The organism is Nocardia sp. NPDC127579, assembly GCF_042672005.1.
GTDB lineage: Bacteria > Actinomycetota > Actinomycetes > Mycobacteriales > Mycobacteriaceae > Nocardia.
Genome location: NZ_JBHXVZ010000014.1, coordinates 38725 through 58640 on the forward strand (window position 1 = coordinate 38725; position 19916 = coordinate 58640).

Below are 19916 nucleotides of genomic sequence, written 5' to 3' on the forward strand. Positions count from 1 at the left end.
AGATCGTCGGCGCTGCCGTTCTCATAAGCTGCCCGCACCTGCCGAAGGCTCGGTGACCTGCGCGCGCGGCCCGGTGAGGAACACGAGCCGGAATTTGCCGATCTGCACTTCGTCGCCGTTCTGCAGCTCCGAGGAGTCCACCGGTTCGCGGTTGACGTAGGTGCCGTTCAGGCTGCCCACATCGACCACCTGGAACGTGTCGTCGTCCTGCCGGAACTCCGCGTGCCGACGGCTGACGGTGACGTCGTCGAGAAAGATGTCACTGTCGGGGTGCCGGCCGGCCGAGGTGGTCGGCTGGTCCAGCAGAAACCGCGAGCCCGCGTTCGGGCCGCGCTTGACGACCAAGAGGGCCGCACCCACCGGCAGGCCCTCGACCCCTTGGACCGGCTGCTCGCCGGTCACCTCTGCGGAGCGCGACGCGTCGACCTCGTTCAGGAAATCCGCGCGGAAGACCGACGTCGTCTCGGCCGCGGTCTCCTGGTAACCCGGGTCTTTGTTCTCGCTCACCGTTTCTCTCCTCCTCGAACCTGATTATCCATGCAAGCAGGTGATGCCATCTCCGGCACGAACGCTGGGTCCGTGCCGCCCTACACCGGTGTCGAGACCCCGGCGGAACTGTTGGCATTGACCGTACCCTGCCGGGGCGTGCCCGTGCAGGGAGAACTGGGAAGGGACCTTCAGGCCCCGATAACTCCTTGATAACCTGCGGAATCCAGCAATTCGGCAAGCGTCTTGTCGAGACCGTCGGCGTCCTCCACCTCCAGTTCGAAGATCCAGCCGTCGCCGTAGGGGTCGGTGTTCAGCGTTTCCGGCGCCGCGTCCAGATCCTGGTTCACCGCAACGATTTTCGCCGCCAGCGGAGCGTAGATGTCGGAAACGCTCTTGGTGGACTCCACTTCCGCGATGCCATCACCTGCGGAGACGTCGGAGTCGAGCTCCGGCAGCTGCACGAACACCACATCGCCGAGTTGCGACTGGGCGTAGTCGGTGATGCCGACGCGGACCCGGGCGGGGCCGACACGGCGCACCCACTCGTGCTCCTCGGTGTAGCGCAGATCGTCGGGCAGATCGGTCACAGGCCGTCCTTTCCTGTCGAAGGTTGCACGCAACTCTAATGCGCCCGGCCCGACCCACACAGTCGGCGGGGTGGAATACCCCGATGCGCTACGGGGTGTGGTGCGCCCCAGCGGGTATCGCCCGCGCCACCGCGACGGCCTTGGCGGTGTAGAGCACGCCGGTCCAGACGTACACCGCGGCGCCCCAGATCAGGAAGGCCCAGCCGAAGGCGTGACCGAAACCGGCCAGGGCCCAGTCCATCTGGCCCGCCAGTACCCAGGGCAGCGCGGACATGAGCGCGAAGGTGGCGGCTTTGCCCAGGTAGATGACCTCCGGCGGATCCAGGTCGCGACGCTTGTAGACGGAGAGGGTGGCGGCGAGGATCAGCTCCCGGGCGACCAGGACACCGACCAGCCACCACGGGATCAGACCGCGCAGCGGAAAGGCCAGCAGGGTGGCCACCAGATACAGCCGATCGACGAACGGGTCGAGCAGCGCGCCCAGTCGCGAGGACTGGTCGAGCAGACGCGCGAGTTTTCCGTCCAGGAAGTCGGTGACGCCGCTGGCGACCAGCAGCGCGAACGCCCAGCCATCGGCGTGCCGCACCAGCAGCAACCACAGCAGCAGCGGCACGCCGAGCATGCGGATCACGCTGAGCACGTTCGGGACGGTCACGATGCGATCGGCCAGGATCGCACGCACGCCGGTGAGGTCGCTTGTCACACGCCCGTGCATACCGCACCGCACCCCCGAAACGCTATCCGGGCACGCCGCGAGTGGCCGAACATCTCTATCCGTGAGAGACCACACGTGAAACCATCTCAGAAGTTCTGCTCGCTGAGGGAGAGGAAGTCCATGCCCGCCTTCGACTACGACGTGGTAGTGATCGGTTCCGGTTTCGGCGGCAGCGTGAGCGCGCTGCGGCTGACCGAGAAGGGATACCGGGTCGGTGTCCTCGAGGCGGGACGGCGGTGGAGTGCTGAGGATTTGCCGAAGTCCAATTGGAATGTGCGCAAATCCATCTGGGCGCCGCGCCTGGGCCTGACCGGCACCCAGCGGATCAGCGTGCTCGGCAAGTGCGCGGTCTTCTCCGGCGCGGGCGTCGGCGGCGGCTCACTGATCTACGGCAACACCCTCTACGAACCGCTGCCGAACTTCTACAGCGACCGGCAGTGGGCGCACATCACCGACTGGCGGGCCGAACTGGCCCCGTACTACGACCAGGCCAAACGCATGCTCGGCGTGGCGCCGAACCCGCGCCTGTCCCCCGCCGACGAGGTCATCCGGGAGATCGCCGAGGACCTGGGCGTCGGCGAGACCTTCCACGCCACCAATGTGGGCGTCTTCTTCAACGAGGCCGACCCGGGCGCCGAGGTCGAGGACCCCTATTTCGGCGGCGCCGGCCCGCGCCGGCGCGGCTGCGTGCACTGCGCGCAATGTTTCACCGGCTGCCCGCACAATGCCAAGAACACCACCCCGACCAACTATCTGTATCTGGCCGAGCAGGCCGGGGCCGAGGTGCACGCGCTCACCGCCGCCACCGCGGTGCGCCCGCTGCCCGAGGGCGGCTACGCCGTCGACACCGCGCGACCGGACCGCTGGATCCGCAAGCAGCCCAGGACCTTCACCGCGCAGCAGGTGGTGTTCGCCGGCGCGGCACTGGGCACCCAGAAGCTGTTGCACAAGATGCGCGACGAGCGCGTGCTGCCCGAACTCTCACCCCGGCTCGGCGAACTGACCCGCAGCAACTCCGAGGCCATCCTGAACGTGGTGAGCCGCGCCCGGACCGACTTCGCGGAGGGCATCGCGATCACCTCCTCCATCCATCCCGAGGCCGACACCCACATCGAGGTGTGTCACTACGGCAAGGGCCAGAACGCGCTGTTCCCGATGTCGGTGCCGATCGTGGACGGCGGGGCGTTCCGCTTCCTGCGATTCCTGCTCGCGATCCTGGTGCACCCCCTGGTCTTCCTGCGCAGCCTCAATGCCCACCGCGCCTCCGAGAAGTCGGTGATCCTGCTGGTCATGCAGTCGCTGGACAATTCGCTGACCTCGTTCCGGCGGCGCGGACAGCTCAAGACCAAGGCCGGCACCGGGGAACCGAACCCGACCTGGATTCCGCTGGCGCACGATATCGGCCGCCGGTTCGCCCGCAAGGTCGACGGCGATACCCACGGCCTGATCATGGACGTGTTCGACATCCCGGCGACCGCGCACTACATCGGCGGCTGCGTCATCGGCGAGGGCCCCGACACCGGCGTGGTCGATCCGTATCAGCGCGTCTTCGGGCATCCGGGGCTGCATGTCGCGGACGGTTCGGCGGTCACCGCCAATCTGGGTGTGAACCCGTCGCTGACCATCACCGCGCAGGCCGAGCGCGCGATGGCGTTCTGGCCGAACAAGGACGAGGCCGATCCGCGGCCCGAGCTCGGCGCGGCGTATCGGCGCATCGATCCGGTCGCGCCCCGCAGGCCCGCGGTGCCGGCCGCCGCGCCCGGCGCACTTCGCCTGCCCATCACGCCGGTGCAGTGACTAGGTGCTGGTGATCCGCGCGCGCTAGCGTGATCGGTTGTGTCAGACAGTGGTATCGATCTACGCGCGCATGTGACCGAGGCCGAGGTGCGCGCCCGGGGCCGCGCACTGCGGGAGACAACTCCCGTGACGGCGCGCGACCGCGCCGCCCTCGGGGCCGACCGCCCGGATGTCCTGGATTTCCTGCGCGCCGCGCACGCGAACCGGTTGCCGCAGCTGGTGCCGTTGCGCATCGGCCGCATGATGTCGAGCCCGTTCACCTTCTATCGCGGCGCGGCGGGTCTGATGGCCGCGGACCTGCACGGCGGCCCGGTGTCCGGCCTGACCGCGCAGATCTGCGGTGACGCCCATGCCGCCAACTTCGGGCTGTTCGGCACCGCCCAGGGCGACATCATCATGGACATCAACGATTTCGACGAGAGCGTGCCCGGCCCATGGGAGTGGGACGTGGACCGGCTGGCGGCCAGCCTGGTGCTCGCGGGCCGGGAATCCGGGGTCGACGCCGACGGCTGCCGCCACGCCGCGCACGAGGCGGCCCGCGCCTACCGGCTCGAGACCGATCAGCTCTCGCGCATGCCCTTCCTGGCCGCCTGGACCGCCCTGCCGGACGAATCGGTGATCGGCACCGCCAAGGCCGACGATCTGCTGGACAACTTCAAGAAGGCCGCCAAGAAGGCACGCAAGAACACCAGCGCCAAAGTGGTGGCGAAGTGGACCCACATCGACGACCACGAGACCGGAATCCGCAAGCACCGCTTCGTCAGTGATCCGCCGGTGCTGACCGCGGTACCCGACGAGATCGCCGAGGCGGTGATCGACGGCCTGGAGGGCTATGCGAGCACCCTGCGGGATTCCGGCGCGCACCTGCTGGCCCGATTCGCGGTATCCGACATCGCTTTCCGCATCGTCGGCACCGGCAGCGTCGGCCTGCACAGCTATGTGGCGCTGCTGCACGGCAACGACGGCGAGGCCCTGGTGCTTCAGCTCAAGCAGTCGATCCCCTCGGCGCTGGCGCCGTATCTGCCGGCGCCGCCGGTGGCACACGAGGGCGAGCGGATCGTGCGCGCCGCGCGATTGTCGCAGGCGCACAGCGACATTCTGCTCGGCTGGACCTCGGTGCGGCTCGGCTCCGAACCGCTGCCCTTCATCGTGCGCCAGTTCCGCAACTACAAGGGCAGTATCGACCCGGCCACGCTGTCGGCGGACGACCTCGACGACTACGGCCGGCTCGCGGGCGCGCTGCTGGCCCGCGCGCACGCCCGGTCGCTGGACCCGCGCCTGACCGCGGGGTATCTGGACGGCGACGAACGTTTCGAGGACGCGGTGGCGGCGTTCGCGGTGCGCTACGCCGACCGGACCGAGCAGGATCACGCGCGCCTGGTCGCCGCCGTCGAAGCCGGGCAGCTGCCCGCCGAACTTCCGCTCGATTGAACACGCCGGGCCCGTCGGGGCCCTCCGGGGCGCGCGGGGCTCGTATTCTGTGCACTGACGACTGAAGGGCGGTCACCATGCTGGTACGGGTCCAGAATCCGGCGGGCACGAATGCCGAACGGGCACTGATCGACTGGCTGCGCACCTGGAAGGAACCGACCGATCCCAAGGGCGTCGCGACCATCAATTGCAGCCTGTTCCACGAGGACCGGCTGTTCCAGTTCGACGCGGTGATCTGGACGCCGACCAGCTGCGTGGTGATCGAGGCCGAGGCGCTGGTGGCGCGCCAGGACGGGGTTTTGGAGATCCCGCTCAACGGTCCCTGGACCATCGACGAGGAACCCGCCGTCCTGGAGGGCCGGGATCGGCGCACGCCGCTGGACAAGTCCCGCGAGCACACCTTCGCGTTGCAGAACTGGCTGGCCGCGCGCGGGCTCGGCCAGCGCGCCGTACACGGCGTCGCGCTCATCGTCCCGCTGCGCGGCGCCGAGCTCACGGTCGAACAGGCTTGGAGCGACCCGAGTTTCGATGTCATCCTCGGCAACGACGCCCAGGCGCTGGAAGCGTATTTCGGCACGCTAGCCGAATCCGAGAAGCACCTGTGGACCGCCAACGACGTGGCGGTGGCCTTCCGCGCCATGGGCATCCTGCCCTATCTGCCCGCACCGCAGGAACTGCTCGCCGAGGGTTTCCTCGGCCCGATCGACATCACGTTGTGGCACGGCGGCCCGCAGCAGGCCCAGGCCGAGGCCTACGCGGAGGAACTGGCCGTCGCCGAACGCGAGGCCGCGCGCGGGCGGGTCGTCACCGCGCCCTGGTACAGCCCCTGGAAGCTGTATCCGGCGGAGCCCGGACACGTGAACGTCGGCCGCGGGCTCATGCGCGCCGCGCTGGCCTTCGGCATGATCGTCGCGGTCGTGTGGGTGCTGTGGTTCGTGATCACCGCGGCGCTCACCTATGGGCCGTAGTTCTGTCGCCTTCCTCTGTGCACTGGTGACAGTGCTTGTGCCGCTGAGCTTTCCGGCGGGCGGCGGCTCGACTGATCTCGACCGCTCGGTCGCCGACGCCGTACATCGGCACGTCGGCGCCGACGCGTATCCGGCGCTCGTGTTGGCCAGTAACGGGCCGGTCGTGGTCGCGCTGCTCCTGACCGCGGTGGCCTGGTTCGCGTGTCGGCGTCGATGGTGGAGTGCCGCAACCATGTTCGTGGTCCCGGAGTCGACGCTGGCGATCAACGCCGCGCTGCTCAAACCGCTGTGGGACCGCCCGCTCGCGGACTATCTCGCCTATCCCAGCGGGCACACCGTCCACCTGGTCGCCGTCGCGACAACCTTTGTGCTGCTGACGGATTCGACAAGGGCGCGATTCGGCGTCGCGCTGGCGACCGCGCTCATCCTGGCGGCGGTCACGATCGGCATGATCGGACTGGGCTACCACCACCTCACCGACGTACTCGGCGGGACCGCGGCGGCCGTGGCCCTGTCGATCGCCCTGTGCTGGGTGGCCGCGCGGATCCGGGACCGAACCGACCGGCCGGGCAGCGCCGCGCCGTCGTGAGCCATCGCACTTCCTGTGCGGCAGCTGGGAATTCATTGTCGCGGTAGCTCCCCCGCACGTACCGTGGAGGCGGGAAGGGAGCTCGAATGACCGGGAAGACGCCGTGGTGGGCCCTAGTGGCCGGGGCGTTCATGTTCATGCTGCTCGCGTCCAGCCTGCTCCAGGCGGTGCGCGATCTGTTCACCTACGCGGTCATCGGGGTGTTGATCGTCGCGATCGCCCGGCTGGTGTATGTCATCCGGCACGAGCGCGCGGTCGCGGAGAAACGGCACGCGCGCGAGCGCGCACAGCGGCGCGGCCCGCGCCGCCAGGGCGCGATGGCGCTCAGTGGTCTGGACGCCGGCCCGGCGTCGGGGCAGCCGCGCTACTCGGACCGGCGCACCCGATACTGACTCAGGAGGGCTTGCGCACCGGGAATTCGGCGGCCAGCTCGGCGAACATCGCAGTGTTCATGGTGAACGCGCGCTGCGCCTCGTCCAGCGCACGGCGTCGCTCCAGCTCGTCGATCGGGAGTTCGTCCAGCAGCGAACGGTATTCGCGTTTGAACGCGGCCGGATTGCCGATCCCGTCGAAGACGTAGAAGCGCACGCCGTCACCGCGCCGCGGCAGATCCCACAGTTTCTCGGCGGTACCCCGGATGACCTGCCCACCGGACAGGTCACCGAGATAGCGGGTGTAGTGGTGGGCGATGTAGCCGGCGGGCCAGTCGCGCGCGCACTCCTCGATCCGGGCCGCGTAGGCGATGGTCGCGGGCAGCGCCTGGATCTCGGCCTGCCACCGCGGGCCGATCAGGGCGGCCAGATCGCGCTCCAGCTCGGCGGTGCGGGCCAGTTCCGGACGGATGAACGGCCCCGCCACCGGATCCGCCGCCAGTGCGTCCCATTGCGCTTCGAGCGCGCGGTAGACGAACCACAGCTGACCGGTGTAGCGGTGGTAGGAGTCGATCGGCAGGCCGCCGCCGAGCATGTCGCCGATGAACGTCGAGTTCTCGGCCTCGGCGTGCTGCGCCGCGGTCGCCGTCCGGATCCGCGCCGAGAACGGCGTCTGCTCGGGAACTTCCTGTCGCACCACGAACCACCTCTACTTTGGTTACCCTAACTACCCGACCATACCGATCGATCGCGTCCACCGGTATCCACCTTTCGATGGAATCGGTTCGATCATTGGGCAGACGGCCCGCGCCGGATCCGGCGCGGGCGCCGCACCACGGTGGGGCGGCGCAGCGATCCGAATCGGCTCAGGATCTGCGGTCGCAACTGCGCCCGGTCGAACCACTCGCCCAGGGTGACGCCCGCGGCCAGCGCGCAGCCGATACCGAAGGCGGCGATCAGCTGATTCAGGCCCAGGATCAATTGGTCGTTGAGCAGCCCGTAAAGGCCGCGGTAGACGCTCAGGCCGGGCAGCAGCGGGGTGATGCCCGCGAGCGCGACGACCAGCGGCGGGGTCAGCGCCCGCCGTGCCATCAGACCACCGGCCAGGCCGACCACGGTCGCGGCGACACCGGAGGACACCACCGGCCCGAACCCCGCCCACAGCACCAGCAGGTAGCAGATGATGCCGGCCGCGCCACCGAGCCCGGCGGCCGCGAGCGCGCGCTTCTCGGCGTAACAGGCGAGCGAGAAGGCCAGCGCCGCGACCGCTCCGGCCAGAATCTTGACCGGCAGGTCGGTGATGTCGCGCCCGGCGGCCAGATCGATCGAGGGGACGGTCGCGCCGAACGCCTCGCCCAGCCGCAGCGCCAGCGCGATGCCCGCGACGATGCCGCCGGTCATCATCACCACCTCGAGCATGCGCGCCGTGGCGGTGATCGGCGCGCCGGTGATCGCGTCCTGCACCGCGCCGAACAGCTGCAAACCACTGAGCAGCACGGTGATTCCGGCCGCGATGACCAGGGTCGGACTGGTGGCGACGCCGAACGGTTCGACGAAGGTGGCCAGCAGGATCGCCGGTGTCGCCGCGATCACGCCGCCGACCATGTGCTGGAAGAAGAACGGCAGCCCGAAGCGATTGAGCACCCGGTTGGTCCGGTCGATGGCCGCGGTGGCGGCGAAGCTGACCACGGCCACCAGCAGGGAGCCGCCCAGCAGCGCCGCGATCGAGGCGGCCAGCAGCGACCAGCCGAGGGTGGCGGTCCAGCGGTGATAGGGGTGATCGGCGCGGACGATCTCGTCGAGCGCCGCGCGGGCGTCCTCCGGAGGCACCACCTGGTTGCGGATGCGCCGGGTGAGCCGGTCGACGGCGGCCAGGCGGGTGAAGTCCAGGGCGCGCTGGCGGACCACGCGCATGTTGTTGGCGGGCGGCAACATCGGGCCGCGGTCGACCCAGATCCGGATGGCGTCGTAGGTGACATCGACATCGCAGCGGGACAGGCCGTAGGTGGCGGCGATGAATCGCACCTGGTTGGTCGTGTCCATCACGCCGGTGCCCGAGGCCAGCACCACCTCGCCGACCCGCACCGCCAGATCCAGCACCTCGGCGACGCTCGCGTCGTCGGTGAGGTCGATCGGTTGCAGTGGCGTCGGCGCCGCGACGATCGTGTCGACCGTCGCCTGCCGGTCGCCGACCACCGCCTCGACCGCTTGACTGACACCCGGGATCCGGACCCGGCGCGGCCGTAGTCGGCCCCGCCAGCCGGTCCTGGGCGCCGGTGTCGTCTGTTCGTTTCCACCCCCGACTGCTTCCAAACCCATGGTTGTCGAAGGTAGTCGAATGCTGGGAACCGGACCGCGAACCATGGTAGAACTTGTTTCAGTTTCGGCGAATGGGAGTACAGAGCTTTGCGCTACGGAATCGTGTTGTTCACCAGTGACCGGGGCATTACGCCCGCCGACGCGGCGGCGACCGCGGAACGAGCCGGTTTCGATTCGTTCTATGTTCCCGAACACACCCACATTCCGGTCGTGCGGGCCGCGGCGCATCCGACCACCGGCGACGCCACCCTGCCCGACGACCGCTACCTGCGCACCCTGGACCCGTGGGTCGCGCTCGCCACGGCCGCCGCGGTGACCGAGCGGATCACCCTGTCCACCGCGGTGGCCTTGCCCGCCGAGCACCACCCGATCACCCTCGCGAAGACCCTGGCGTCGCTGGACTTCCTCTCCGGCGGACGGGTCAACCTGGGCGTCGGATTCGGCTGGAACACCGACGAATTGGCCCATCATGGCGTACCCGCCAACAAACGCCGCACCGTGCTGCGCGAACACCTGGACGCCATGCGGGCCATCTGGACCACCGAAGAAGCCAGCTTCGCAGGCGATTTCGTGAATTTCGGCCCCAGCTGGTCCTGGCCGAAGCCGGTGCAGAAGTCCATTCCGGTGCTGCTCGGCGCGGCCGGCGGCGAGAAGTCGTTCACCTGGCTGGCCAAGCACGCCGACGGCTGGATCACCACCCCGACCGAGGGCGAACTCAGCGGGAAGATCGAACTGCTGCAACGCATCTGGCAGGAACAGGGCCGGACCGGGTCGCCGGAGATCATCGCGCTGGCCGGACCGCACAATGCCGAACAGCTGGCACAGTGGGAGGCGCTCGGCGTCACCGAGGTGGTGTTCGGCATGCCCGACCGCGACGCCGACATCGTGCGCGGCTACCTGGGCAAGCTGGCCGGAAAGCTCGGCCTGCACCCCTGAGACCGCGATCGCCGCCCGGAGCATGCTCCGGGCGGCGATCCACTCCGCGGATCAGCGCAGATCGCGCCGGCGGAAGCCCGCGATACCCACCGCGAGCAGCACGGCCGCGATACCGAACAGCCACAGCAATGGCCGGAGCTCGAACGCCGCACCCGGCAGCTTCGGCGGATGCACGAACGGAACCAGATCCACCATCCACTGCGGCAGGCCGTCCAGCGAACCCATCAGGAACAGCACGATCATGGCGCTGAGCACACCCCACGCGACCGGGGTGTAGCGCGGCGCGAAACCATAGATCACCACGGTGATCCCGGTGACCACCCAGACCGCGGGAATCTGCACCAGGCCCGCGGCGAAAGCTTCGGGCCCCCGGCCCATGTCACCGGTCGACGCGCCCCACACCACCCCGATGGCCAGACCGGCCACCGCCAGTAGCACGGCCGGGCCGAGTAGCGCGAATCCGATGTGGCTCAACGCATATCGGGACCGGCCGACCGCGCCGGACAGCGTGGCCTCGATCCGGCCGCTGGACTCCTCGTCGTGCAGGCGCAGTGCCGCCGAAATGGAGTACGCCGCCGCCGCGATGGCGAGCATGGTGATCGCGTAGCCGACGAACGAGCTCTCCAGCGCGGCCGAGCCGCCCATGCGCTCGATCAGCTCGCGCACGGTGCTGTTCTCGTTCAGCATGCTGCCGACGCTGTTCACCGCGCCGCCGATCAGCATGCCGTACAGTGCGAATCCGATTCCCCAGCCGAGCAGCGACCCGCGCTGCAATCGCCAGGCCAGACCGGTCGGACCGGCCAGCCCCGGTGCGGCGGACGCCGGGCCGGGCCGCTCGGCGATCAGGCCGGACCCGGTATCTCGCCCACGCAGCAGACGGTAGGCGACGGCGGTGCCCAGCACGGCCATGCCAAGCAGCGGAATCAGGACCCACCAGCGCTCGTCGGCGAACGGCCGGATCTGCAACGACCAGCCCAGCGGCGAAAACCAGCTCAGCACACCGTTGGCCGCGTCACCGACCGCGCGCAGCGCGAAGGCGGTGCCCAGCGCGGCGAAGGCGACGCCACGCGCGACCCGGGCACCGGCGCTCACCTGCGCGGCGATCGCCGCGACCCCGGCCCAGGCCAGGCCCGATCCGGCCAGCGCCGCACCCCACGCGACCGAACCCGCGGCGGGCAGATCTGCACTGTACAGTGTTGCGGCACAGAGGATTCCGGCGACGATCGCGCCACCGAAGGTCATGATCAGCGCAGCGGTCAAGCCCGCGTTGCGGCCGATCGCGGTGGCGCCCACCAGTTCCGCGCGACCGGTCTCCTCCTCGACCCGGGTGTGCCGGATGACGGTCAGGATGGTCGCGATGGCGATCATGGTGTACATGGCGCCGGCTTTCCAGGTGCCGATCGAGCCCAGCGAACTGTTGAACACCGGCCCGTACATCGCGGCCAGCGCCGGGCTCCCCTCCAGGGAGAGCGCGAACCGGTCCAATTCGGCCTGGGTCGTGTAAAGCCCTTTCACGCTGGCGACCTGGATGGCCGGCATGGCGCCGATCAGCAGCACCCACAGCGGCAGCACGATCCGATCCCGGCGCAGGAACAGCCGCAGCAGCCGCCCCGTGCCGGTGAAATCCGAGGCCGAACCGAAACTCGGGGTGGCCATGGGACGTTCGGCGGCGATGGTGGTCATGCCCGCACCTTCTCCCCGGTGCTCGCGGCGGCCGGCGCCTGACCGTCGACGTGGTAGTGCCGCAGGAACAGCTCCTCCAGCGTCGGCGGCGCACTGGTCAGGCTGCGCACGCCGGCGTCGCCGAGCACCCGGATCAGCTCGCCGAGGTGGGCGCTGTCGACCTGGCAGCGCAGGGTCGAACCGTCGCGTTCGATGTCCTCGACACCCGCGATGCGGCTCAGATCGCCTGGGTCGCCGATCAATTCGGCGGTAATCGAGGTGCGCGAGAGGTGCCGCAGTTCCGCGAGGGTGCCGGTTTCGACGGTGCGCCCGGCCCGGATTATGGTCACCCGGTCACACAGCGCCTCCACCTCGGAGAGAATGTGGCTCGACAGCAGCACCGTGCTGCCGCGCTCGCGCGCCTCCTTGGTGCAATCGCGAAAAACCTGCTCCATCAACGGATCCAGACCCGAGGTCGGTTCGTCGAGCAGCAGTAGCGGTACATCGGAGGCGAACGCCGACACCAGCGCGACCTTCTGCCGATTGCCCTTGGAGTAGGTGCGCGCCTTCTTGCGCGGATCCAGATCGAAGCGCTCGATCAGCTCGTCGCGACGGGCGGTGTCGACCCCGCCGCGCATGCGCGCCAGCAGATCGATGGTCTCCCCACCCGACAGCGACGGCCACAGCGTGACATCGCCTGGCACATAAGCGATCTCACGATGCAGGGCGACCGCGTCGCTCCAGGGGTCGCGGCCGAACAGGCTCGCTCGGCCGGCACTGGCGCGCAGGATGCCGAGCAGAACCCGGATGGTGGTGGACTTTCCGGCCCCGTTCGGGCCGAGGAAGCCGTGGATTTCGCCTTCGGTGACCGACAGATTCAATCCGTCGAGGGCGATGACGTGACCGAAGGTCTTGACCAGATCGTGGACTTCGATGACCTCGGACATCGGTCCTCCTATTTTCGAGATTCGGGGTGTAGCACCGTCTCCAGCAGGGTGGGATCGGTGAGCAGGCCCTGGGTGTACATCTCCAGGGCCGGGGGCGTGAGTACATCGGTCAGCTCACGCATCGCCTTACCGAAATCGATCTTCTCGCCGCGCGCCTCGTGCAACTGGATCCACAGCATGGTGGCGCCGAGATTGATCAGCATCAGATATCTGGCCCGGGCCGCGTGGTCGCGGCTGGGCTTGATCGTGCCCGCGTCGACTCCGGCCTGTAGGTAGGCCTCGGCGTCGGAAACCATGTGTTCGAACAGGGATTCGGCGAGCGGACCGCCGGCCTGGAGACTACGCACCATGTAGCCGACGAGTGGGCCGTACTCCTCGATCTCCGCCAGCGCCGCCAGCATCCCCTTGCCGGGATTGTCGGCGGTGGCCGCCTGGGTCTTCTTGTCGAAGGTCAGCTGCCGCACCCGCTCATCACAGGCAGCGCGCAGGCCGTCCTTCGAGCCGAAGTGATGGTTCACCAACCCGGGCGATACTCCGGCGGCGGCGGCGATCTTGCGAACGCCGACACTGAAGCCCTGTTCGCCGAACACCTCGATCGCGGCGTCGCGGATGCGGGCTGCGGTCGAGAGGTCCGAGGCCGTCACGGCCGCGGCGGATCTTTGCGGAACGGGCTGTTGATTAAACACATGTTCAATATACTAAACACGCGTTCAATCCGTGGCAAGGGGTCCGAGCCGGGAATCCGGCGCTACTGTCGAAAACATGACTCACGGCGGCTCGACAACGGCAGATCACCTCCGCGCGGCCCTCGACGGGCCCTGGGCCGCGGTCCGGGAAGAAGCCCGGATCCAGCTCGCCGACGACCGATTCACCGGCGACCCCTACCTCGACTACCACGCCGCACGCGCCCGCGTACTCGACCAGATGAAACTCATCACCGGGCTCGGCCTGGCCGAACGCGGCTTCCGCCGCGAGAACGGCGGCACGGGCGAGCCCGGCGCGGCCGTCACCGGGCTGGAGATGCTCGCCTATGCCGACCTGTCGCTATGGGTCAAATCCGGTGTGCAGTGGGGGCTTTTCGGCGGCGCCGTGGAGAACCTCGGCACCGAACGCCACCGCGACCACATCACCCGGCTGCTCGCGCTGGACCTGCTCGGCTGCTTCGCCATGACCGAATCCGGGCACGGCAGCGACGTGGCCAATCTGGAGACCACCGCCACCTACGATCCGGCCACCCAGGAATTCGTGGTGCACACGCCCACACCCTCCGCGCGCAAGGACTACATCGGCGGCGCGGCCGAACACGCTCGCATGGCAGCGGTTTTCGCGCAACTGATCACCCAGGGCGAGAATCGCGGCGTGCACTGCCTGCTGGTGCCGATCCGCGACGAGCAGGGCGCGGATCTGCCCGGCGTCACCACCTTCGACGACGGGCTCAAGGGCGGGCTGCCCGGCGTCGACAACGGCCGCCTCGTATTCGACCAGGTCCGGATTCCGCGCGAGAACCTGCTCAACCGCTACGCCGATGTGGCGCCCGACGGCAGCTACAGCTCCGAGATCGACAATCCGAGCCGGCGCTTCTTCACCACGCTGGGCACGCTGGTGCGCGGCCGGGTCAGCGTGGGCGGCGCGGCGGCGGCCGGCGCGCGCGTCGCGCTGAGTATCGCGGTCCGATATGCCTTGAAGCGCAGGCAATTCGCCGATCCGGACAGCGGCCGGGAAACGCTGCTGCTGGACTACCGCAGCCATCAGCGGCGACTGTTGCCACTGGTGGCGAAGTCGTGGGCGCTGGCGTTCGCGCAGAACGATCTGGTGCGGCGCATGCACCTGGTCCAGACCGGCCAGGATCAGGATCCCGGCGCGCAGCGGGCGCTCGAGAAGCGCGCGGCCGGGCTGAAGGTGGCCCAGACCCGCTTCGCCACCCGCGCGATCCAGGAATGCCGCGAAGCCTGCGGCGGCGCCGGCTATCTCACCGAGAACCGGCTGGTCACCCTCAAGGCCGACACCGATGTCTTCACCACCTTCGAAGGCGACAACGTGGTGCTGACCCAGTTGGTGGCCAAGGAGCTGCTCACCGCCTACTCCGACGAGGTCCGTGATCTCGACGCGCTGGGCTGGGTGCGGTTCGCCGCCACCATGGCCGGTGACGTGGTGCGCAAACGGTCGGGCGTGCGGCAGATGATCCAGACCCTCGGCGACCGCGCGGGCGAGAGCGTCGACGAGGCCGATCTGTCACGGCGAGCGGTGCAGTTGCGACTGTTCGCCGACCGCGAGGACTATCTGGTACGCACCGCCGCGCACCGGCTGCGCGCCCGCGCCAAGGAAACCGGGCCGTTCGAGGCGTTCAACAACGCGCAGGACCACATCCTCGCGGCCGGGACGGCCCATATCGACCGCCTGGTCCTGGAGGCATTCATCGAGGGGATCGCCGATATCTCCGATCCCGCGGCGCGGGCACTCGCCGAGGACGTGTGCGATCTCTACGTGTACTCGCTGCTCGAGGAGCACACGGCGTGGCTGATCATGCACCGGTTCATGTCGGTCGAACGGGCCAAGTCGGTGCGGCGCGGAGTCAATGAGCTCGTCGACCGGCTGCGGCCGCACGCGCTGACCATGGTCGAGGCACTGGGCGTGCCCGAGAGCATGCTGCGCGCGGCACTGCTGAGCGACGCCAGCGTCTACGAAAGGGACTGAGCCACAGCGGTTCTCCCACCTCACGAGCGGGCTTCGGCTGCGGCCTTCAGATCGCGCAGCCAAGCTTGCAGGCCCATCCCGAGGAAGCTGAGCTCCGCTCCAGCTCTCCTCGCGTCCTCTCGCTCGAACTCGCCGGTCATTTCGCGGGCTTGGGCGTGGGTCCCGCCCGCCTGTTCGCCGCCGAGCCAGACGCGCTACTCACCGGCTGAGGGCGGCGCGTCCGGCACCTGCACCGCGATCTCGCCGCCGAGCTCGTAGCCGTCGGACAGGCGCAGTTCGTCACCGCTCCAGAAGCGGCCCGGGTCATACCAATTGGGGCTGCGATCCTGGGGCAGCAGTCCCATCGACTGATAGGTGGCCGCGACGATCTCGGCACAGTAGGCGCTCTCCAGGTCACGGGCCGCCCGGCGGCGGCGCGGCAGCCGGGCGCCGCGGCCACGCAACCAGCGCCCGGCCAGGCTCGCGGTGGACGGGAAGGGCGTGCCGTCCAGCCGCGCGATGGTGCGCAGCAGCTCGTCTTCCATCCGCGGGGTGGCCGGTCGATTCAACTGACGCAACCAGGCGCGCTGTCCGTAGCGGTGTGCCCACACCAGTACCGCGTCGCGCAGATTGTGCAGCTGGACACCGCGATGCGTCGCGCCCGACCACATATCGGGCAGCGACCGGCCGAGCTCGGCATGCCAGATCAGCGCGGGCAGATCGTCGAGCACCACCGACATGCCGACATGGTTCACCGGACTGTTCGTCGTCATCCGAATCGCCCGATCCGCCGCCGAATGCCCGCGGAACAACCAGATGTCACCGGTTCTGGTGAGCTCCAGCGCCCGATCGAGACCGATGCTCGTCCCCGTCATAGCAGTAGCCTAGGCGCTATGAGGTGGTGGAAGGCAGTGGGTTTGGCGGGTGCGGCCGGCGTCGTGGCCACCGGCGTGGTGATCGTGCGCGCCGAGCGCCGCCGCCGGGCCTATACCCCGGAGCAGGTCCGCGAACAGCTGCACGCGCGCTATGCGCAGGCCACCGCGGTGGCCGTCGAGCAGCCCGCACCCCCGGCCGCGGCCGGCCCCCGGGCGCGGCTGCGGCGGCTGTTGCGCCGCCGATAACGGTCGATCCCCGCCCGAATGAGGTCCGGGCAGGGATCGACCGAAGGGCTCGGCTACGGATTCGCGACGATCGACACCCGATCGAGAACGCGTCCGCCGACCGCCGTGCGCCGCTCCGTCCCGGCCGGAATCCGGGGCAGCCGAGCACAATCCAGCGCCGCGTAGTACGACGCCTCGTACCCGGCGCCGAGCCGGTCGACCGAGAAGTGCTCCACCACCCGGCGACGGCACGCGACCGGGTCCAGCTTCGCCGCCTCGGCCATGGCGGCGGGCAGCTCGGCCGGGTCGTCGCAGATGAATCCGGTGACGCCGTCCTCCACGACCTCCGACACCGCGCCACCGCGCAGCGCGACCACCGGCGTGCCGCAGGCCATCGCCTCGATCATGACGATGCCGAACGGCTCCTCCCAGCGGATCGGGAACAGCAGGCAGCGCGCCTGGGACAGCAGCAAACGTTTGGCGACCGCATCCGCTTCGCCGAAAACGAAATCCCGTTCACTCAGCAGCGGCCGCACCGAACGCTGGAAGTACGCCTTTTCCGGCGGCTCGTTCATTTTCGCCGCCAGCACCAGCGGAATTCCGGCCGCCTGCGCGGCTTTCAGCGCCAGATCCGGGCCTTTATAAGGTGCGTATCGGCCCAGGAACAGCGCGAAATCCTGTTTCTCCTTCTGAAAAGGCCATTCGCTCGGCTTGACGGCGTTGTAGACCCGCCCTAGCCAATTCAGATGTCGTGCCAGGCTCTGCTGGCGATCGCTGATCGCGATCAGGTGGGCGCAATCGCCGAGCGCGCCGTAGTAGGCCTGCTCCTCACCGTCGACCGGCCCGTGCACGGTCACCACGGTGGGAATGCCCAGCGCCTGGTAGACCGGGGCGTTGAGCGGGCCCGCGAAGGTGTGATCGTGGATCACGTCGATGTGCTCGGTACGCGCGAGTTCGGCGATGGTGTGCCGCACCTTCAGCGCGTTGACCACCTCCGGGTACGGATCGCCCAGCCGATCGGCAAGGATCTTGTCCCACACCGGAATGAACCGCGTGGCGGTCGTTCCCGCCCGCCCCGCGCCGAGCAGGGTGACCCGATGTCCGCGAGCGACCAGTGCGTCCACCAATTGAGCCACCACCGCCTCCACGCCGCCGTAGCCGGCGGGTGGAATTTCGAAATACGGTGGAGCCACCATGACGATATTGAGCGGTGCACCGGATTCTCGGATGTTGTAAATCAGCGAATCGGACCCGGACGGACGACTGATCATGGACTGCCTCCTCAACGTGTGAAGCTGCGACCAAAACGGAATGCGACGCCATTCGCCGCATTCCGCAACCACGGTAGTTTCATCAGGGTGCACTCGACAGGGTTGGTACCCAGCGCAGAGTCAGCTAACCATTGATGTCCGGATTCCGGGCGACACGCCACGTCAGCTGGAGCGCCTTCCGGCGCGCCGCATTCGGAGCGGCCGTTCGGCCATCGATTGACCAGAGCGCGCCGATCCGCGCGGGCGCGAGTGTCCGAACCCGCCGAAAGCATGGATGAGCTGGGCGAATTCGCTCAGCCGGTGTGGTTTCCGGTGGCGGGAGCGCCGATTGCGGAAGAAGTTCGGCCGGTTTCGTAAGACCCCTTGCCGGACCGCGATTCAACTAGGATGTCAGCTGCCCGGCACGGTGGCGGGCGGATTCGGGGTGGTGATGGGCGGCTCCGGAACTTCGGTCCGGGTGACCTCGCCGGTGCGCAGATAGTGCAGGACGGCCTGATTCAGGATCGGGTTGTCCCGGGTGAAGTTGCCGTGATCCCCGCCGCCGACCCAGATGATGCTGCCGTGCAGGGCCGCCGACAGTGCCGCGGCGCCGGAAGTGGCCGGGTCGTGTCGACTCTGGAGTAGCAGCGGCGCGGTGGTGAGCGCACCGCCGTCGGCTCGGACACGAGTCGTGCTGCGCGGCCAGCCCACACAGGTGATTCCGGCCCGCGTCACGGCTTCCTGCTGGCGGAACGGATCGGATTCGGCCAGCGCCGTGACCGCCGCGCCGGTGAGTGCCGCGAGATCAACGCCGCCGTCCTCGTTGCACTGGGTGGCTGTGCGCATCCAGCCCGAGGTCGGGTCGGTGACGGCGGCGGGCCGGGACAGGTAGGTCAGGAAACGCAGTTGCTGTGGGTCGTCGCGGTATTCCCGCATCCCCTGGGCGAGATACGGCCACAGGGTGCGGGTGTAGGCGGCGAAGGTGGTGGCCTGCACGGTCGGCGCGAACCAGCCGCCGTTCTGCGCGCCGATCTGGCGACGCCATTCCGCGCGCACCGCGTCCCGGGTGTCGCCGAGCCCGTAGATCGAGTCGTTGGCGGCGATCCAGTCGAGCATGTCCTCCAGCCGCCGGGACACTCCGGCCGGTACGCGCGCGGTCTGCTCGGCCCAGCCGGTGTTCGGATCGACATTGGAGTCCAGCACGAGCTTGTCGGTGTGCTGTGGAAACAGCGTGCCGTACACCGCACCCAGATTGGTCCCCCAGGAGATGCCGAGAAAGCTGATCCGCTCCACCCCCAGCGCCCGACGCACCTCCTCGGTATCGCGCGCGATCGTCTCGGTGGTCACGGTTTCCGGATATCCCGGTCGCTGGACTTCGCAGGCCATCCGCAGCGTCATCGACAGACTGTCCACGGGCGAGGAGCAACTCAGCGGCGTCGACCACCGCAATCCCCGCGGCTGCACCGCGACCAGCTCGAACTCCCGTAACTCCGGCACCCGCCCGCTCGCCGCCGCCCAGAACCCGAGCGCGTCCGCGCCCGGACCTCCGGGATTGCCGAACAGCACTCCTTTGCTCGGTCCGGCCGCCGGAATCCGGCTGACCATCACTTCGATCCGCGGACCACCCGCGTCCGCATAGTTCAACGGCACCGAAATCGTTGCGCACAGGGCATTCCCGGCCCCTGCCGCAGCGGGACATGCCTGCCACGCCACACCGGACTCGGCACCCGCACTCGTCGTCCGCACGGGCACCAGCACCAGCACCAGCGCCGCGATCACCGCGGCCCACCGGGCGCGATCCGCACCCTTCGCTGCCCCGCGCCCACGCCCAGCTTCGATCGACTCACCCCCGGGGACGCCGGTACCCACGCCACCCCACCCGCCGCCGCCCGCTCCATTCGAGCGGCCCCACGCCGACGATTCCCGCCGTGCCGAATCCGAATAACCCACCTGCGCAACACCTTCCCGTCGGTACCAGCCGAGCACGATCCCTCACCCCATCCGATCGTGGATGCGACTCCGCCACGAAGCGCCCTTCTGCGCTGTGGCTTCCGCCCACCCGTACCGCGTCGATCCCCGTCA

19 protein-coding genes are annotated in these 19916 nt (G+C 69.0%); 8 read left to right on the forward strand and 11 right to left on the reverse strand.

Going from position 1 to position 19916, the window contains the following annotated elements; all coding sequences use genetic code 11:
• Positions 1–21: 21 nt before the first annotated feature.
• The 3 genes from ACFVMC_RS31915 to ACFVMC_RS31925 form a co-directional block, all read right to left on the reverse strand.
• On the reverse strand, positions 22–507 hold the full coding sequence (locus ACFVMC_RS31915; RefSeq protein ID WP_379216511.1) for an FHA domain-containing protein: 486 nt from the start codon (positions 505–507) through the stop codon (positions 22–24).
• 170 nt (positions 508–677) lie between these two features.
• Positions 678–1076 carry a glycine cleavage system protein GcvH gene (gcvH, locus tag ACFVMC_RS31920; RefSeq protein WP_379216513.1) on the reverse strand — a complete coding sequence of 133 codons (399 nt, stop codon included), beginning with the start codon at positions 1074–1076 and terminating at the stop codon, positions 678–680.
• Positions 1077–1164: 88 nt separating this feature from the next.
• Complete coding sequence (locus ACFVMC_RS31925) at positions 1165–1779, reverse strand: CDP-alcohol phosphatidyltransferase family protein (protein ID WP_379216515.1); 615 nt, start codon at positions 1777–1779, stop codon at positions 1165–1167.
• A gap of 132 nt (positions 1780–1911) precedes the next feature.
• Between ACFVMC_RS31925 and ACFVMC_RS31930 the strand changes: the two genes are divergently transcribed.
• From ACFVMC_RS31930 to ACFVMC_RS31950, 5 genes are all read left to right on the forward strand, one after another.
• Complete coding sequence (locus tag ACFVMC_RS31930; protein ID WP_379216516.1) at positions 1912–3588, forward strand: GMC oxidoreductase; 1677 nt, start codon at positions 1912–1914, stop codon at positions 3586–3588.
• Between the two features lie 39 nt (positions 3589–3627).
• The gene (locus tag ACFVMC_RS31935; RefSeq protein ID WP_379216518.1) at positions 3628–5019 is read left to right on the forward strand and encodes a DUF2252 domain-containing protein; all 1392 of its coding nucleotides are present in this window, start codon (positions 3628–3630) and stop codon (positions 5017–5019) included.
• A 77-nt stretch (positions 5020–5096) separates the two neighbouring features.
• Positions 5097–5987: a nuclease-related domain-containing protein gene (locus tag ACFVMC_RS31940; RefSeq protein WP_379216519.1), complete on the forward strand. Its 891-nt coding sequence runs from the start codon at positions 5097–5099 to the stop codon at positions 5985–5987.
• Positions 5988–6012: 25 nt separating this feature from the next.
• Complete coding sequence (locus ACFVMC_RS31945; protein ID WP_379216521.1) at positions 6013–6576, forward strand: phosphatase PAP2 family protein; 564 nt, start codon at positions 6013–6015, stop codon at positions 6574–6576.
• An 86-nt stretch (positions 6577–6662) separates the two neighbouring features.
• The gene (locus ACFVMC_RS31950) at positions 6663–6968 is read left to right on the forward strand and encodes a hypothetical protein (RefSeq protein ID WP_379216523.1); all 306 of its coding nucleotides are present in this window, start codon (positions 6663–6665) and stop codon (positions 6966–6968) included.
• Between the two features lies 1 nt (position 6969).
• Here the strand turns inward: ACFVMC_RS31950 and ACFVMC_RS31955 are convergent, their stop codons facing one another.
• Both ACFVMC_RS31955 and ACFVMC_RS31960 read right to left on the reverse strand, forming a co-directional pair.
• Positions 6970–7644, reverse strand: coding sequence for a heme oxygenase (biliverdin-producing) (locus ACFVMC_RS31955; RefSeq protein ID WP_379216525.1), 675 nt, complete (start codon positions 7642–7644; stop codon positions 6970–6972).
• A gap of 92 nt (positions 7645–7736) precedes the next feature.
• Positions 7737–9266 carry a threonine/serine exporter ThrE family protein gene (locus ACFVMC_RS31960; RefSeq protein ID WP_379216526.1) on the reverse strand — a complete coding sequence of 510 codons (1530 nt, stop codon included), beginning with the start codon at positions 9264–9266 and terminating at the stop codon, positions 7737–7739.
• A gap of 87 nt (positions 9267–9353) precedes the next feature.
• Between ACFVMC_RS31960 and ACFVMC_RS31965 the strand changes: the two genes are divergently transcribed.
• Positions 9354–10202, forward strand: coding sequence for a TIGR03619 family F420-dependent LLM class oxidoreductase (locus ACFVMC_RS31965; RefSeq protein ID WP_379216528.1), 849 nt, complete (start codon positions 9354–9356; stop codon positions 10200–10202).
• 51 nt (positions 10203–10253) lie between these two features.
• Here ACFVMC_RS31965 and ACFVMC_RS31970 read toward each other — a convergent pair whose 3' ends face one another.
• The 3 genes from ACFVMC_RS31970 to ACFVMC_RS31980 are packed head-to-tail and all read right to left on the reverse strand — an operon-like array spanning position 10254 to position 13455.
• Positions 10254–11885 (reverse strand): ABC transporter permease, encoded by a 1632-nt coding sequence (locus ACFVMC_RS31970; RefSeq protein ID WP_379216530.1) that lies wholly within the window; start codon positions 11883–11885, stop codon positions 10254–10256.
• Positions 11882–12811: an ATP-binding cassette domain-containing protein gene (locus tag ACFVMC_RS31975; protein ID WP_379216532.1), complete on the reverse strand. Its 930-nt coding sequence runs from the start codon at positions 12809–12811 to the stop codon at positions 11882–11884. The genes ACFVMC_RS31970 and ACFVMC_RS31975 overlap by 4 nt, the downstream gene beginning before the upstream one ends.
• Positions 12812–12819: 8 nt before the next feature.
• Entirely contained in the window at positions 12820–13455 is a 636-nt protein-coding gene (locus tag ACFVMC_RS31980; RefSeq protein ID WP_379216534.1) for a TetR family transcriptional regulator, read from the reverse strand.
• 118 nt (positions 13456–13573) lie between these two features.
• Here ACFVMC_RS31980 and ACFVMC_RS31985 point away from each other — a divergent pair, with 118 nt between their 5' ends.
• On the forward strand, positions 13574–15505 hold the full coding sequence (locus tag ACFVMC_RS31985; RefSeq protein WP_379216536.1) for an acyl-CoA dehydrogenase: 1932 nt from the start codon (positions 13574–13576) through the stop codon (positions 15503–15505).
• Between the two features lie 194 nt (positions 15506–15699).
• Here the strand turns inward: ACFVMC_RS31985 and ACFVMC_RS31990 are convergent, their stop codons facing one another.
• Entirely contained in the window at positions 15700–16359 is a 660-nt protein-coding gene (locus tag ACFVMC_RS31990) for a hypothetical protein (protein ID WP_379216538.1), read from the reverse strand.
• An 18-nt stretch (positions 16360–16377) separates the two neighbouring features.
• On the opposite strand from ACFVMC_RS31990, the gene ACFVMC_RS31995 reads away from it, so the two are divergent.
• Positions 16378–16605 (forward strand): hypothetical protein, encoded by a 228-nt coding sequence (locus ACFVMC_RS31995; RefSeq protein ID WP_379216540.1) that lies wholly within the window; start codon positions 16378–16380, stop codon positions 16603–16605.
• Between the two features lie 53 nt (positions 16606–16658).
• Here ACFVMC_RS31995 and ACFVMC_RS32000 read toward each other — a convergent pair whose 3' ends face one another.
• The gene (locus ACFVMC_RS32000) at positions 16659–17855 is read right to left on the reverse strand and encodes a glycosyltransferase family 4 protein (RefSeq protein ID WP_379216542.1); all 1197 of its coding nucleotides are present in this window, start codon (positions 17853–17855) and stop codon (positions 16659–16661) included.
• A gap of 390 nt (positions 17856–18245) precedes the next feature.
• On the reverse strand, positions 18246–19784 hold the full coding sequence (locus ACFVMC_RS32005) for an alpha/beta fold hydrolase (RefSeq protein WP_379216544.1): 1539 nt from the start codon (positions 19782–19784) through the stop codon (positions 18246–18248).
• Between the last annotated feature and the right edge of the window lie 132 nt (positions 19785–19916).